This is a genomic window from Chromatiales bacterium (assembly GCA_020445605.1).
Lineage (GTDB): Bacteria > Pseudomonadota > Gammaproteobacteria > JAGRGH01 > JAGRGH01 > JAGRGH01.
On sequence record JAGRGH010000040.1, the window covers coordinates 161,802 to 176,645 of the forward strand.

12 protein-coding genes are annotated in these 14,844 nt (G+C 61.7%); 8 read left to right on the plus strand and 4 right to left on the minus strand.

All coding sequences use genetic code 11. From position 1 onward, the window contains the following. Positions 1 to 114: 114 nt before the first annotated feature. The 3 genes from KDG50_09115 (at position 115) to KDG50_09125 (ending at position 3,123) form a co-directional block, all read left to right on the plus strand. Positions 115 to 1,563 carry a UbiA family prenyltransferase gene (locus KDG50_09115; GenBank protein ID MCB1865580.1) on the plus strand — a complete coding sequence of 483 codons (1,449 nt, stop codon included), beginning with the start codon at positions 115 to 117 and terminating at the stop codon, positions 1,561 to 1,563. Positions 1,564 to 1,654: 91 nt separating this feature from the next. Further along, positions 1,655 to 2,701: a DUF4332 domain-containing protein gene (locus KDG50_09120; GenBank protein ID MCB1865581.1), complete on the plus strand. Its 1,047-nt coding sequence runs from the start codon at positions 1,655 to 1,657 to the stop codon at positions 2,699 to 2,701. Positions 2,702 to 2,712: 11 nt separating this feature from the next. Then, positions 2,713 to 3,123 carry a hypothetical protein gene (locus tag KDG50_09125; GenBank protein ID MCB1865582.1) on the plus strand — a complete coding sequence of 137 codons (411 nt, stop codon included), beginning with the start codon at positions 2,713 to 2,715 and terminating at the stop codon, positions 3,121 to 3,123. 261 nt (positions 3,124 to 3,384) lie between these two features. Here KDG50_09125 and soxZ read toward each other — a convergent pair whose 3' ends face one another. Both soxZ and KDG50_09135 read right to left on the minus strand, forming a co-directional pair. Continuing rightward, positions 3,385 to 3,708 carry a thiosulfate oxidation carrier complex protein SoxZ gene (gene soxZ, locus KDG50_09130; GenBank protein ID MCB1865583.1) on the minus strand — a complete coding sequence of 108 codons (324 nt, stop codon included), beginning with the start codon at positions 3,706 to 3,708 and terminating at the stop codon, positions 3,385 to 3,387. Positions 3,709 to 3,732: 24 nt separating this feature from the next. After that, positions 3,733 to 4,194: a hypothetical protein gene (locus KDG50_09135; GenBank protein ID MCB1865584.1), complete on the minus strand. Its 462-nt coding sequence runs from the start codon at positions 4,192 to 4,194 to the stop codon at positions 3,733 to 3,735. Between the two features lie 152 nt (positions 4,195 to 4,346). Here KDG50_09135 and KDG50_09140 point away from each other — a divergent pair, with 152 nt between their 5' ends. Continuing rightward, positions 4,347 to 6,017, plus strand: coding sequence for a winged helix-turn-helix domain-containing protein (locus KDG50_09140; protein ID MCB1865585.1), 1,671 nt, complete (start codon positions 4,347 to 4,349; stop codon positions 6,015 to 6,017). 716 nt (positions 6,018 to 6,733) lie between these two features. Next, the gene (locus tag KDG50_09145; protein MCB1865586.1) at positions 6,734 to 7,993 is read left to right on the plus strand and encodes a hypothetical protein; all 1,260 of its coding nucleotides are present in this window, start codon (positions 6,734 to 6,736) and stop codon (positions 7,991 to 7,993) included. Between the two features lie 173 nt (positions 7,994 to 8,166). Here KDG50_09145 and KDG50_09150 read toward each other — a convergent pair whose 3' ends face one another. Continuing rightward, positions 8,167 to 10,536 (minus strand): protein kinase, encoded by a 2,370-nt coding sequence (locus tag KDG50_09150; protein MCB1865587.1) that lies wholly within the window; start codon positions 10,534 to 10,536, stop codon positions 8,167 to 8,169. A gap of 589 nt (positions 10,537 to 11,125) precedes the next feature. Beyond that, positions 11,126 to 11,935, minus strand: a complete 810-nt coding sequence (locus KDG50_09155; protein MCB1865588.1) for a methyltransferase domain-containing protein — start codon at positions 11,933 to 11,935, stop codon at positions 11,126 to 11,128. Between the two features lie 306 nt (positions 11,936 to 12,241). Here KDG50_09155 and KDG50_09160 point away from each other — a divergent pair, with 306 nt between their 5' ends. The 3 genes from KDG50_09160 to KDG50_09170 are packed head-to-tail and all read left to right on the plus strand — an operon-like array spanning position 12,242 to position 14,414. Next, complete coding sequence (locus tag KDG50_09160) at positions 12,242 to 12,643, plus strand: FixH family protein (GenBank protein ID MCB1865589.1); 402 nt, start codon at positions 12,242 to 12,244, stop codon at positions 12,641 to 12,643. Then, positions 12,640 to 13,872, plus strand: a complete 1,233-nt coding sequence (locus KDG50_09165; GenBank protein ID MCB1865590.1) for a hypothetical protein — start codon at positions 12,640 to 12,642, stop codon at positions 13,870 to 13,872. Before KDG50_09160 ends, KDG50_09165 begins: the two co-directional genes overlap by 4 nt. After that, positions 13,851 to 14,414: a DNA-deoxyinosine glycosylase gene (locus KDG50_09170; protein ID MCB1865591.1), complete on the plus strand. Its 564-nt coding sequence runs from the start codon at positions 13,851 to 13,853 to the stop codon at positions 14,412 to 14,414. Before KDG50_09165 ends, KDG50_09170 begins: the two co-directional genes overlap by 22 nt. Positions 14,415 to 14,844 lie beyond the last annotated feature (430 nt).

Here is a 14,844-nt window from a genome sequence, read left to right on the forward strand (position 1 = left end):
CTCCGGCCAGAAACGACCCGGCCGCCGCGCCGGGTTTTTTCTTTGTGCCGCGTGTTGGACAATCGCGCATGGCGCAAGCAGCCAGGGCATCGATCCGAGTCACCCGGCAAGTCCATGACCTCCACGACTGACGAAACGCGGCCCGGTGTTGAACCGCTGTGCGTCGACATGGACGGGACCCTGGTGCAGACGGACCTTCTGTACGAGGCGCTGTTTTCCCTGCTGAAGTCGAGCCCGTCTTCGCTGTTCGCGTTGCCGGCGTGGCTGTACGGGGGCAAGGCCGCGCTCAAACACGAGATCGCCGCCCGCGTCGAGATCGACTACACGACGCTTCCCTATCAGCAGGAATTTCTCGAATACCTGCGTAACGAAAAGGCGCGCGGCCGGGAACTCGTTCTGGCAACGGCTGCAAATGCCACGCACGCAAATCGCGTCGCGGAACACCTGGGCCTGTTCGACGCCGTGCTCGCGAGCGGTCCGGATGTCAACCTGTCGGGATCACGCAAGCTGGAAGCGATTCGCGCACAGTGTCCCGGCGGATTCTCCTACGCCGGCAACACATCCGCCGACGTGCCGATATGGGAGGCCGCCCGCGAAATCGTCGCCGTGAACCCGAGCCTTGCGGCCCGCGGTGCGCTGCACGGCTTCTCGCGACCGATCCGGACTTTCACAACCGAAAAGCGCAACGGTCTGCGAGCGTTTCCGACCGCGATCCGTCTGCATCAGTGGGTCAAGAACCTGCTGGTGTTTGTGCCGGTGATCACGGCACACCAGCTGCTCGCGCACGGCACGCTCGCCACGGCGGCCACGGCGTTTGTGGTGTTCGGACTCTGTACGGCAAGCGTCTATTTACTCAATGACCTGCTGGATCTGCGCGAAGACCGCCTGCATGCCACGAAACGGCTTCGTCCGATCGCGGCCGGCCTGCTGTCGATTCAGCATGCCGTGTTCTACCTGTTCGCTCTGCTGGTGCTGGCCTTCGTAGGCGCCTGGCTGTTGCTGCCGGCCGGGTTCCTGTTGGTACTGCTGATCTACTACCTCCTGACCGTGGCGTACTCGCTCGCCCTGAAACGGCTCGCGCTGGTCGACATCATCACGCTTGCCGCGCTCTATACCCTGCGCATCATCGCCGGTGGCGTGGCGACCGGAATCGAGCTGTCGTTCTGGCTGCTGGCGTTCTCGATGTTCCTGTTCACCAGTCTCGCGCTGGCAAAGCGGTATACGGAAATTGCCCGGCTGAGTGGGCAGCAGGCATTGTCCGCACCCGGGCGCGGTTATCGTGTCGGGGATCTGGCCGCGCTCATGCACTTCGGGGTCGCCAGCGCGCAGACCTCGGTGTTGATTCTCGCGCTGTACCTGAACAGCGAGGCTGTTTCGGCGCTTTACACCGAGCCGCGCTGGCTATGGCTGCTTTGCCCGATCGTGATGTACCTGACCGCCCGTATCTGGTTGTTGGCGCACCGCGATGAGTTGAACGACGACCCCGTGCTGTTCGTGCTGCGCGATCGTCTCAGCCTCCTGCTCGGGGCGGCCGGGCTGGTGTTGGTCTGGCTTGGAAGCTGACAGGGCCTGATGGAAACATCCTGAATGGGTCAGGCTGGAACGGTTTGCATTCGACACCAGCGATCGCGATCATGAACACATGACCGCATCCATGGAACAACCGGCCGACCGGATCAACGGCATCGGTCCGGTCACGCTGGCGCGCCTGAACGATTTCGATCTGTACTCCGTCGCCGACCTGCTGCGGGTCAGCGTGGCGCGGTTGCAGCAGATCGTTGATGATCTCGCTTCGGACGCCGAATCCTACAACTGGCAACGACAGGCCGAGCTGTTGCAGATCGAAGGCGTGACGCCGGCGATGTCTGTTGCGCTGATTGCCGCGGGCGCAGATTCAATCGAGCGGCTCGCCGGCATGGGCGTCGATCAGTTTCTCGAAGCGTCCTCAGCCGGCGATCTGCTTGTCGAGCCCGCGGAGCGCACGGCCTTTGGGATCCTTCGCGAGGCGACCCGGCTGCACCACACCGGCCTCGTACGCGGAACGCTGCTCGACACCGACAGTCATCCGGTCGCCGGTGCCGAAGTCAGCATCGCATCGGTGCGCGGTGTGACCGATGCGCGCGGGCGTTTCAATCTCGTCGGCATTCCGGCCGCCGCCAGCCACATCCTGCTTGCCACGATGCCGGACGGTTCCGTTGCGCAGTTCACCGGGCCGTCAGTTTCGTTTGATCATCGCGCGATCAATCTGCCGGTTTTTCGGATAGGCCCCGAAAGCCTCGCGGCCAGCGAACTCGATGAATACGACGGCGATGTGGTCGAACTCGCGCATCTTCTGCCGGTCACCTCCAAGACCTACTCCGAAGCGGACCTGCGCGAGGGTGACGTGCTCACCGTCCAGCGCCTGTACAGCGACGGCATCCATGCAAAGCTGTACTCCGAGTTTGTCGCCGTGAGTCGGGGCCGGCAGCTGGTGCGCACCTACAAGGTCCGGCTCGAGTCGCTCGGCGAGGGGCCGGTGAACTGGCACGATCGGTTCCTTTGCAAGCGGGGCGCATTGCAGCGCTCGCGAATCACAAGCCGTTCCATGCCGACCATGCGTCGCTTTCGTCGCCTGCTCAAGGCCCATCCCGAGGTCGCCGGCCCGGTGACCGACAATGATGATTTGCAGAACCGCATCGCGTTGTTCAACGCGACCGACTGACGGAGTTCAGTATGAGTGACGACGTCCACGGCTACCGATTTGTCAGCACCGGCGGTGACGAGTTGTGCGACGCACGCGAGGGTACGTACACGAGCCAGCCCGCGCGGCCGCATCCGAACTGCAACTGCTCGATCGAGTCGATCGATACCCAGTGCTATTCCATCACCTACAACGGCTGGCACCATGCCTTCGTTCCGGGTAACGGCACGCTCGAGATCACCTATCACATCGAATATGAGATCACCTGCCATGACGGCAGCGGATATTCCGACGAAAAGACCGAAGACGTGGTCGTTCCGGATACCGACTACAAGGATGTCGTCGAAGGTCAGGCCGGCTGGGAAGCCGATCAGCTGCTGGATATCGAGGACGAGGCCGAAGAGTTCTGCAGGTGCGGTGAACCGCCTGCGAATATTTCCTAGCAGGCGGTTGAAATTCTCAGGAAGCTCTGATCAATCCGTCCCGGATTGCCAGAGCAGCGAAAACGAAAAAGTGTCATTTTTTGTTTTCTTTCATTCTCAACGGCTTGCAGCCGTGGAAGAAGTTCGAGAAAGCCCGCACGAAACACTCCGGACGTTCCGCGGTCGGAAATTCATTGTCGTCGGACGCCTGCATGCCGAGGACTATCGCAGGGCTGGCGATGCGAATCCGTACTTGACGGGACATGGGAGTCGCGCCGTCGGTCAGGACAGGGTCTGGATCCCGTGTTCGACATGGCCGCGATCATCCGTCCACTCGAGTTCGATGCGGTCACGGTCGCTGGCCTTGCGTAGCTCCAGTGCCAGGTAGGGATCGGCCGCGATGCCCCAGTTCCAGTCCGCGGAAAAGATCTCCGCGCCGTTACGCCGGATGCGAAGTTCGCGGATGTAATGACGCGCAATTCGCGCACCCGTGACGGTGTCCTTTCGTGCGCCGGTCTCCATCGGGTGCGCAAGCAGCAGCCGCAGTTCGGCCGTGTCGCCGCGGCGTCTGATGCGGAGTTTGTAGGCGGGCTTTGTGTCGTTCATGGTGTTCTCCTGTGGTGTCTGCCTTCAGCTACAGCCGCCGGAGGTAACCGTTACCATGCGTTCGGCCATCAGGAATCCGCTGTCGAGCTCGGCGAGCGCGATCACACGCCCGGTGCCGCCCATCTTGATGCGCGTCTTGACCACCGGAGCCAGTTCGGCGGAGAGCGCGAAGCGGGCAACGCCGGGGTTCTGGTTTTTCTCCGAGAACAGGTACAGCGCACGAACCCCGTCGAGCGTGCAGCGGATTTTGACCGGCACGCTGCGACCGTTCTCAGCGATCGCCGGGGCGTCGATCTCGACGCGCGGGTCGGGCCGGGGCGCCACGTCGCCGGTCACGGCGCGCATCGCGGCATCCAGGGATTCGGCCGCGAGCATCGTCTCGGTCGGTCCGGCGGTTGCGACCGGGGTGTACAGCAGGCCACCGAGACCCGGCAGGGTCAGGGCCAGCGAGCCGGCGGTGGTCTGAAGAAAGCTTCGGCGTTTCATGGCGGGTCTCCACTATGCTGTTCGTGAATCCGTTGTAGCGGCGAGCGCACGCGCGGTCTTAACGAAACGCGACTGTATTCATCACTTTTCTTTCACGAAGTTGAAAATCAGACACTTAACAGACTCGCGCCCGTGCGGGCGCGCGGGGTCTCATGGCTGAATCGGCCGCATCCGCTCGCGGCACAACGCTGCGAATCGGCGAGTGGACGGTCGACGCCGCGATGCTGAGCCTGCACCGCGACGACCGCACCGAGCGGCTCGAACCGAAGGTCATGGACGTGCTGCTGCTTTTGGCCAGGCAGCCGGGCACGGTCGTGACGCGTGACGACTTCGAGCGCGAGGTCTGGGGCGGTCGTTTTGTCGCCTATGGCGCGCTGGCGAACGCGATCGCGAAGCTGCGCCGGGTGCTCGGCGATGCCGGGCGCGACGGCGAGTACATCGAGACCGTGTCGAAGACCGGCTATCGGCTGGTCGCCGAGGTCCACGAGCTGTCGGGCGCCGAGGCGCAGCCGGCGCGGGCTGTATCGCCGGAACGAGTCTCACGACGCCGGGTGTCGTCCGCCTTCCTGGCCCTGATCATGCTCGCGGCGGCGGTCGCGGCATTCGCCTGGTATCTGTTCTCGCGTTCACCGGCCGCCGGTGATGTGCCAGGAATCGCCGTGCTGCCGTTCGAAAACCTTGGCGACCCGGCCGGTGAGGACTACCTCGCCAATGGCATCACCAACGATCTGATCACCGATCTCGCAAAGCTCCGGGGCCTGCGGGTGATCGCGCGCGAGTCCGCCTTTGCGTTCCGCGAATCGTCGGCCGGCGTGCGCGAAATTGCCGAGCGGCTCGGCGTTCGGTATCTGGTGCGCGGCAGCGTGCAGCGCGCCGCTGATCAGCTGCGCATCAACACGGCACTGGTCGACGCGCGTGCGGATCGGGTGCTCTGGGCGGAGCGTTACGAGCGCCGGATCGACGCGCTGTTCGCGCTCCAGGACGAACTCGTCGAGCGCGTGATCACGGCGCTGCGCTTACAGCTCGATCCGGACGAACGGCTGCATCTTGCCCGCGACTACAGCCGCAGCTTGGAGGCCTACGACGCCTTTCTGCAGGGTCAGGACCACTACGCGCGCCGCTCGCCGGAGGAGCATCGGCTGGCCGAACAGGCCTACCGTCGCGCCATCGAACTGGATCCCGGGTTTGCGCGCGCCTGGGCCGGGTTGGCGTTGATGCGCTCGCGTGGGCTGATCGACGGCTGGGATCCGGATCCGCCCGCGGCCCTGCGCGAATCGCGCGAGTTCGCCGACCGTGCCGAGACCCTGGCGGCCGACCTGCCCCAGGTGCAGTTCGTGCAGGGTCAGCTCGACCTGCTGGAACGACGTTACCCCGATGCACTTGCGCGCACCGGGCTTGCCATCGATGTAAACCCGGGCTACGCGGACGCACATGCGCTGCGCGCCTGGACACTGCATTTCGCGGGTCGGCCGACCCAGGGGCTGGAGGCCTTCGAAATCGCCTCGCGCCTGAATCCGCGCATACCGGTCGTCTATCTGCTCGTGCGCGGCGCGCTGCACTATCGGCTGGGAAATGTGGAATCGGCGATCGCGGATTTCGAACGCGGCGTTGCGATCAACCCGAACTATCAGCAGGTGCGCCTGTGGCTCGCCGCCGCGTACGTCGCCGCGGGGCGTGCCGACGACGGGCGCTGGCAGATCACCGAGCTGCTGGCGCTGAATCCGTATATCAGTCTCGGCTACCTTGAAGCCAACCTGCCCATTGAAGACGCCGCCTACCGCGACCGACTCCTGAACGATCTGCGCACCGCAGGTCTCGAGTAGGGTGCGCACCGCGCACCGCGGAATCACCAATCGCCCGATTGAACCGCCGAGACGCGGAGCCGGTAGGGTGCGCACCGCGCACCGTTTCGAATCTGCCCGCCGTGAATGGTGCGCATTGCACACCCTACGTGCGCTGGGGCTTTTGGCCGGTGTCGGGTGCGCGCCGCGCACCGTGGAATCACCAATCGCCCGATTGAACCACCGAGACGCGGAGCTGGTAGGGTGCGCACCGCGCACCGTTTTGAATCTGCCCGCCGTGAATGGTGCGCATTGCACACCCTACGCGCGCCGGCGCTTTTGACCGGTGTCGGGTGCGCGCCGCGCACCGTGGAATCACCAATCGCCTGATTGAACCGCCGAGCCGCGGAGCTGGTAGGGTGCGCATCGCGCACCGTTTCGAATCTGCCCGCCGTGAATGGTGCGCATTGCACACCCTACGCGCGCCGGGGCTCTTGACCGGTATCGGGTGCGCGCCGCGCACCGTCTTGGTGTGCGCGTGACGCCTCGGATATCGTTTTGGTGCACCGATGCGGCGCCGGCTTTTCCGCGCCACGCCCGGGCGTCAATAAACGCCGGAAATTCAGGTCTGTTTGATTGCGCCATCGCAATGCAAATCTGGCGCGATCCTTGCTACTTTCAGCGGCAATCCTGCGCCCTCTGGCGCGGGGCAAACCCCAACCTCAATCACCTGGGCATTGCAGCCGGAACCACCGAACATGAACTCGCTTTCTTTCCCGCGTCACGGCGACAAGGAAAACTCGCCGTTCTTCGAGAGCTATCTACAGCGCCTGCTCGCCGAGCGCGACCGCGTCGGCCTGACCGAAATGATCGGCCAGATCGAGGCACTGATGATCACCGTCGACCCGGACCATTCCGTGCGCTACGTCGGCGAGCTGTGCCTGATGACGCCCTACCACTACCTCGTGACGCTCGAGAGCGAGAGCCACTGGACGCATGTGCTGCGCATCGACATGGCCTACCCGGACCTGCTCGTGCGCGAGGTCAAGGACCCGAACACGCGCGGCATCTTCCGCAGTCTGAACGAGGTCTATCCGATCGGCGCGCACAAGCCGAACAGCCGCTACATGGGCGAGATCCTGCGCGTGACCAACCGCAGCGAGGTCGTGCGCCTGCAACAGGAGCGCGAGTTCCGCTTCTTCAATCAGGACGAAGTCCGCAAGCTTGAGCTGCCCGGCAACCTCGCGATCACCAAGCCCTCGCCGTACACGCACAACATCCTTGCCTACATGGAGCGGCCCGAGGATCAGCTGCGCGTCTACGCGCTCGGCATGTCGACCATCCGCGAGGACGTGCAGGCCGAGTACGAGGCCGCCAAGACCATGCAGGCCCAGCTCGGCATCGAGCGGCTGCTGATGCCGATCGACCACCTGGCCACGCGCGTCTATGCGCAGAACCGCGAAGTGGCGATCCTCGAGTGGCTGTCACTGTCCGGTTACTACTACTGGGGCTCCTACGACATTCGCGACCAGAACTCCTCGACGAATGTGACCAAGAGCGTGCACTTCCCGCAGGAGATCAACAGCCCCGCGAAGGTGTTCACGGCGAACAACACGCCGTATTTCGTCAATCATCTGGAACGGTTGCCATCGCCGACCGAAACCTTCGTGCGCAACTACGGCCCGCGGCTGCACCACGTCGCGATCGGCGTCAATGACGGCCAGGTCGGCGATGTGGAAAACATTGACTACGTCGTCAACGCCATCGCACAACAGGGCAAGCGTTTCCTTCTGGATGTGATCGGCTCACGCGAGGAAGGCATCAAGCAGATCTTCTCCGGTGCCTCGGAGCATTCCTCGCTGATCATCGAGTACGTGCAGCGCTTCGGCGATTTCGACGGTTTCTTCACCAAGCAGAACGTCGCGCAGCTGACCCAGGCCGCGGGCGTGGACGACGAACTGCAGAACATGCAGGCCGCGACGCTGAACGCGTTCGCACCGGGCGGTCGCCCGAACTGACCAGACGATGCCGGCGGCTAGCAGCCGCCGGTTTCCTAACGACCGAGCTGTGCGGTGCAAATGAAGCGCAGCCTAGTTTGCAACCGAACCAGCGCTTGTTAGGTAATATTTAGGACGGGCTAAACACCCGTCCTTACCCGATTAGTTTGCACATTACCGTGATAGTTCTGAACTTAGCGGTTTAAGCGTGCTATCACCCGATCCAAAAAAGTATCTAACTGTGCGGGGACTGCTTCGAGCAGCTCTACCGGATCCGATGCTTGTAGATCGATAGTCGCCAAGAAATCCCTGCTCTCAACAGCAATCTCTTCCTTTTCGACGAAGGAGCGTGCGATGGGGCTGGACATTGCCTTAAGGTCGTTTATCGCACTGAGTAGGTCTCTATATTTCTCGTTTCCCTGCTGGGAATACCGGATACGAATTCTGATACCGCTATGAGATGGGCTTTGTGAAGCTGTCGCCGTCAAACCGGTACCTCGATCGCGCCGGGGCCATCCATCCAGCAACTCGTAGTCTTCGAGCATCGTGGTTCTTGCGAAAAGCTCTTCGGCGATCGCTGACAAATCGGTTATCGTTTCTGGCGAATCCAGTACCTGCTTCATTGTCTGCATTTCCGCAACAATTTCAGCAAACGATAGTCGACCGTGTTGTTTGAATTCTGTCGCGCCCTTTATCAAACGTTGGAACATTCTAGGAAGTGACTTCCACTCTGTGCATTTGCGACGCGCAGACAAGTTTGTGAGTGTTTCGTGCCAGTCCCGTCGTAGGTTCATGTTAATAATTGGATCCGACGTACTTAAAACATAGTAAGCAGTCATTCCGAAACCAAAGGAATCTACGGCAGCGCTTCGAGTCGTCGCGTCTAGTTGAGAGTTAAGTTGCTCTGGTGCTAGGTATGCCGTGCCTCCAGCAACGTAAACGGATTTCTCCATCGCGCCGATGTGCCAAGACAGATCGAAATCAAGCACAACCAACTCGCCGTGAACTCCCTCGGCGTAATAATCTCGGATCATCACATTATGCGGGCGTAAATCTCTGTGGAGAACTCGTTCGGGGGCGTTATGCGCCGCATAAACCACTTCAGCGAGCCGACTGAGGACGTCGATAATTTCTCGCCAATCCGAAACTCCACCTTGCGCTACAATTTCGTGTAGCGTCGCACCCTCGATCCAATCCATGACGACAACTGGAGGAATTTCTGAGGCGGCTAAGAATCTGACAATTCCGCTTATTCCCCGCTTCTCCAAGTATTGCATTGAGCGAACGCCACGCCTGAATGCATCCAGCATGTCGGGACGCTCTCGCACTTCGTGACGAAAAGCCTTAATTGCTACTTCGTTTCCTAAGTGGTCGTAGCCATGCCATACCTTCCCGAATCCGCCTTCTTTGCGGAAGTCTGTGAGTTTATAACCGAGAACTTCATTTGCATCGTCCGAATCGGGTTCGAACGATGATGCTAGAAGGATTGGTCTCGCATACGTGCGGCTAAACTCGGCAAATGCTGTTGAGCTATCGGAATCCCCAGAGATAAGAAGGGCGCAAGCATGGCGATTTAGTAAGTTACGTAACGCGTTTGGACTCTGCGTCATAAGATCCATGGGGGCTTGTATTGGTTCGGATGCATCCGATGCATCGGGGCCGAACGACCAAGCAACCGGAGTGCCAGGCTCCGAAAGCGGAACGTGCTGCTTTAATGCGTGGAAAATCTCTAAGACTTCTTGGTGCGTCCCGTCCCTATTCTGGTACTCAACTACCTGAATCCCAGATCTTTCAGCCTGTTGGAGCGCGTCGAAGTCGTCGACTGAGGTGATCCAGAAATGAGGCCCGATATTGATATGGTCCGTTCGCAACTCACGAAAGCGCTCAAGCACTGCTTTGTCCGTCGCTGTCACTCCGACTAGCACGATAATGCAGTACTTGATGCAATCTCTTACAAATTCGGTGTAATCGCTCCTTTTTAACAAGGCCGCAAGCTTTCTCTGCGTGAACACCCAATTCACAGGATCCTCTAGGTGGCCGTGTAGATTAGCCACAAATCGGCGGCGCGGGTCGGTCAGGCTTCCAATTAGTTCACGCAGGTCGTTTCCACTTCGTTCCGTCATGGATAAATCGCGAGCGTCGCTACTCTGGAACGACCTAAGCGCAAGTCGATCGACGTTCAAAGTGAGAATACCGCGAACACCAAGATTCCAAAGCTGGGTGTAGCCTTTAGGTATCGTGCACTTCAGAGCGCCTTGTAGTTGGCGAGTGATCGCGGCCTGAAAGGTGCTTGAGCCAAACGCCTCTTCAAGATGCTCGAAAGACTTCCATACCGAACTCGCGTTCCTAGATGCGCCCAGCAATGCTCGCCGGCGCGTAGCAGTGTCCGGATTAGAACTGGAGATTAGATCCTTTAGTTCATTCTCTAGCTGATTCTGGAGTTGTGGCCAAGTCGGCAGTCCACTCGGTGCGCTTAAACCCGAGCCCGCCCAGATAACAATCGGCTTGCCACGGACGGTCCATGCATCAAGGAGCGAGCGGTACGCTGGCGAGTTCGTATCCATGAGTTAGCACCGATTCTTAGTGGTAGACATCATGAGTAAAACTTTCCGCTTCGTGCAAACTAACAGTTGTTAGAAGACAAGGTGTCCATAAGTATTCCGGGCACTGGTGTCCATAAGCATTCCAGGGCCGGGGCGCGGTTGGAGTCGCATTTCCGGTAACCGTCTGATTTCAGCGGATTCAAATGGTTGCCGATCAGTTTTCGGTCGGCGCGTCGCGGAATGCTTATGGACACTTTGTCCCATAACTTCCCGCGACAAAAAAGACACTTGAAACTGCGGTGTTCGCCGAAGGTTGGCCCGAAAGGCGCGCGAACGTGTGCGTAGCGGGGCTTCGGCCAGATGCGAACGGACGCAGTGCAGAGGCGGTGCCGCGGTTCCGGGCTCGATGGATTTTCGAGAATGAGATCGCGACGGTGATGTTCCGAAGAACGTCTGGTACCTTCTGCCTGTTGCATCCGTCCTGCTCCCGCGGCGTCTGGCCGCTTTCCCCGCTCGGTTCGGTGAACCTAGCAGGCCGGTCGCAACCTTACAAGTGTGAAAGCGTGAAGCGGCGCGGCAACCCTAGCGAACCGAAATTGACCAGCGCTGTTCAACCCCGCCGGAACACGCCACGGTAGAAGCGGATCTGATCGTCGGCGAGGCTGCGCCCGGCGTTGTCGGCCTTCTCGGCGAGCCGGTCCACGTACACGGCCAGGCCAAGATTGCCGGCGGCCGCCGGCGTGTGGTTCGCGACGCTGGTGCTGAAGTCGGCGTCGCTGACGTCTTCGAGTCGGTCCGCGTGCAGGCCGCGTTCGGCGAGCAGCCGGCCGATCTCGTCGGCACTCGCGAGATGGCTGTCGGCCGGTTCGGTTGCCCAGGGCAGTGGAAAATACGCCGTTGGCTCGGGGCCGGCGGTGACCTCCTGAAACACATAGAGACCGCCCGGTTTGAGTGCGCGCGCGATGGCGTCGTAAAGCCCGGGCTTGTCGGCGATGTTCATCCCGACGTTCTGCATCCAGACGACATCAAACGATTCGTTTTCAAACGGCAGTTCCAATGCGCTGCCGAGATGCACGCCAATGCGGTCGTCGAGCCCGGTGAGCCGGTTCAGCAGCCGTGCCCCGGTGCAGTAGTCCGCGGACAGTTCCAAGCACTCGACCCGGCAGCCGGTTTCCGCAGCCAGCAGGCGGGCACAGCCGCCAAGGCCCGCGCCGATGTCCAGCACGCGTTCGTCGGCGCGAATCTGTGCGAGTTCCATGAGCTCGCGCGAGGATTGCAGGACGCCGGTGTGGAAGTGATCCAGCGGGCCGAGCATCTCGGGCGTGAGGCGTTCGTCGGGATTCAGCCCGGCCGCGCGCAGGCCGGCGAGGATGCGTTTCTCGATTTCGCTGACCGCGTAGTGGGCTTCAAGCGTCGACATGGGGTTGGCCTCCGCCTTGGTCGCGGGGTTGTTTTGGTCCGCTGGCATTCGGCCGATGCTATCACCGATATACAGCCATGGAGCGGCCCGCGAAGCGGCTGGTGCGCGGTGCGCACCCTACGAATCTATCGCCGCTATACGGCCATGGAGCACCCCCGAAGGCGGCTGGTGCGCGGTGCGCACCCGGCGAATCGGTTCGTCGGGTAGGGTGCGCACCGCGCACCGTGGGAGACGCCGTTCAGACGGATTCGCGCCCGTGCGCGGCGCCGCTTAGAATTCCTGCATTCTCTGAACGATTGATCGCGAATGACTGTTTACCTGCTGCGTGCGCTCACGGTTGTCACCGCACTGCTGGTCACGGCGGTGGCCGTTGCTGAGCCGATGGAAAGACGAACCGCGCACGGCTGGTTCACCGTCCGTGCCGAGCCGTTCGAGCCACCGGTGCCGGTCAACGAGATGCACGCTTGGCGCATCGAGGTGCTCAATGACGAGGGCAGGCCGGTGCCGGGCGCGAAGATCACTGTCGGTGGCGGCATGGCCGAGCACGGTCACGGCCTGCCGACCGCGCCGCGCTCCGTCGAAACGGAAACGCCGGGCGTCTACCGCATCGATGGCCTGCGCTTTCACATGCACGGCTGGTGGCAGGTCTGGCTGCGCATCGAGCGCGCCGCGCTGATCGATCACGTCACGTTCGACCTCAGGCTTTGAGCGCAAGACGGCTGATTGCGGCCGCGGGTCTGCTGTTCACATGCGCCGCGCACGCCGGTGACGACCATGGCGATTTTCCGACCGTGGTCGGCGAGCTGTGGATCTCCGCACTCGGCACACCATCCGACGCTTCCAACGGCGTGCTGCACAACGCCGCCGCCGCGGCATTCGGCCGCCGCCTGTTCTTCGACCGCAGGCTCTCGGCCAACGGCGAGTTCAGCTGTTCGCACTGTCATCAGCCCGCGCGCGATTTCACGGACGGGCTGCCCCGGGCCAGAGCGCTCGGCGAGACAGCGCGACGCACGCCGTCCGTCGTCGGTGCGGCCTGGCAGCCATGGCAGTTCTGGGATGGCCGGCGCGATTCGACCTGGGCGCAAGCGCTCGTGCCGCTGGAAAACCCGCTCGAACACGGTCTGACCCGAACCTCGCTCGCGCATCGCATCGCGGATCATCACCGTGCCGAATATGAGTCCCTGTTCGGTCCGCTTCCGGAACTCGAAGACGGGCGACGGTTTCCGGCCTCCGCCGGCCCGAACGGCGATCGTTACGATCGCTCGGCCTGGGACAACATGCACAGGCAGGACCGCCTGGCGGTCGATCACCTTTTCGCGAACGTCGGCAAGGTGATCGCGGCCTATGAGGCTTTGCTGCGGCCGGGACAGTCGCAGTTTGATCGGTATGTCAGTGCACTGTTCACCGGCGACAACGAGCGGGCCGATCAGATTCTGAATCCCGACGAACGCGCCGGCCTCGTGCTGTTCACCGGTCGCGCGCAATGCGTGAAATGTCACAACGGCCCGCTGTTCACGAACGGTGAGTTTCACAACACTGGCGTGCCGAACCCGACCGGCGATCGCGGCCGTGCGGGCGGCGTGGAGCAGGTGTTTGCCGACTCGTTCAATTGTCTGGGCGCATTCAGCGATGCCTCCGCGAGCCAGTGCCTGGAACTCGAATACGCGCTGCGCGATGCGCCACAGCTCGAAGGCGCGTTCAAGGTGCCGGGCCTGCGCAATGTCACACAACGCGGCCCGTACATGCACGCGGGTCAGTTCCGGACGCTTGCCGAGGTTGTCGATCATTACGATCGCGCGCTGCCGGCAACCACGGGCACCAGTGAGATTCTGCCCCTGAATCTCAGCGCGGAAGAAAAGCGCCAACTGATTGCGTTTCTCGCAACCCTCGAATCCCCGCCCGACGTGCATCCCGAATGGCTGACCGCGCCGCAGTGACGGTCGACGAGCAGCACGCAGCCGGGTTCCCGCCCGTCGCGAGAGCGGATGCGCGCATCCTGATCCTCGGCACCATGCCAGGCCGCGCGTCGCTCGCGGCGGGCCGCTACTACGCGTATCCCCACAATGCTTTCTGGCCCATCATGGGCGAACTGCTGGGTTTCGATTCGCAGGCAGGCTACGCGACGCGTTGTGCGGCCTTGCGCAAGGCGCGCATTGCGCTGTGGGATGTGCTGGCGAGCTGTCAGCGACCCGGCAGTCTGGATGCGGACATCGATCGCGATTCGATTCAGGCCAACGATTTCGCGGACTTCTTTCAGCGGCACCGCGCGATTCGCACGGTGTTCTTCAACGGCGTCGAGGCCGAGCGCCTGTTCACACGCCATGTTTTGCGTGCGGACCAGCCGTGGCCGACGCTGAAATTCCAAAGACTGCCCTCGACCAGCCCCGCGAACGCTTCCGTATCACGTACCGACAAGCTTGCCGCCTGGTCGGTGATCCGGGACGCGCAATCCGGCAAGCACTCGACAGACCCGCCCTAGCAGGTTGTTGAAAAACGCCCATCCATGGCCTTTTCAACGTCGCAACCGAAAAGCGCGGTTTTCGGTTGCTCACGAAAATCAAACTCTCGCGTGTTCGATTTTCGGGCGAGACGTCTCTGTCTCGCACTAGGGAAACTCTGAATTGTCAGAGTTTCCCGCAGCACATGGATGTGCTGCCATTTTCAACGGGTGTAACACGTTGAGAATGAAAGAAAACGAAAAATCGCACTTTTTCGTTTTCGGCGATCTGGCAATCCGGGATGGATTGATCAGAGCTTCCCTAGTGTCCTGTCCCACAATTATCTGTCATTTCTGAGGGCTCTTACGGTTCGAGGGCAAGGCGCGTCGTGAAGGCAATGGTCATTCCATTGGCAAGCGGCGCAACACAGCCCTCGAACCGTAGGGGCCCTCCCTGCGGGCGCGGCTGAGC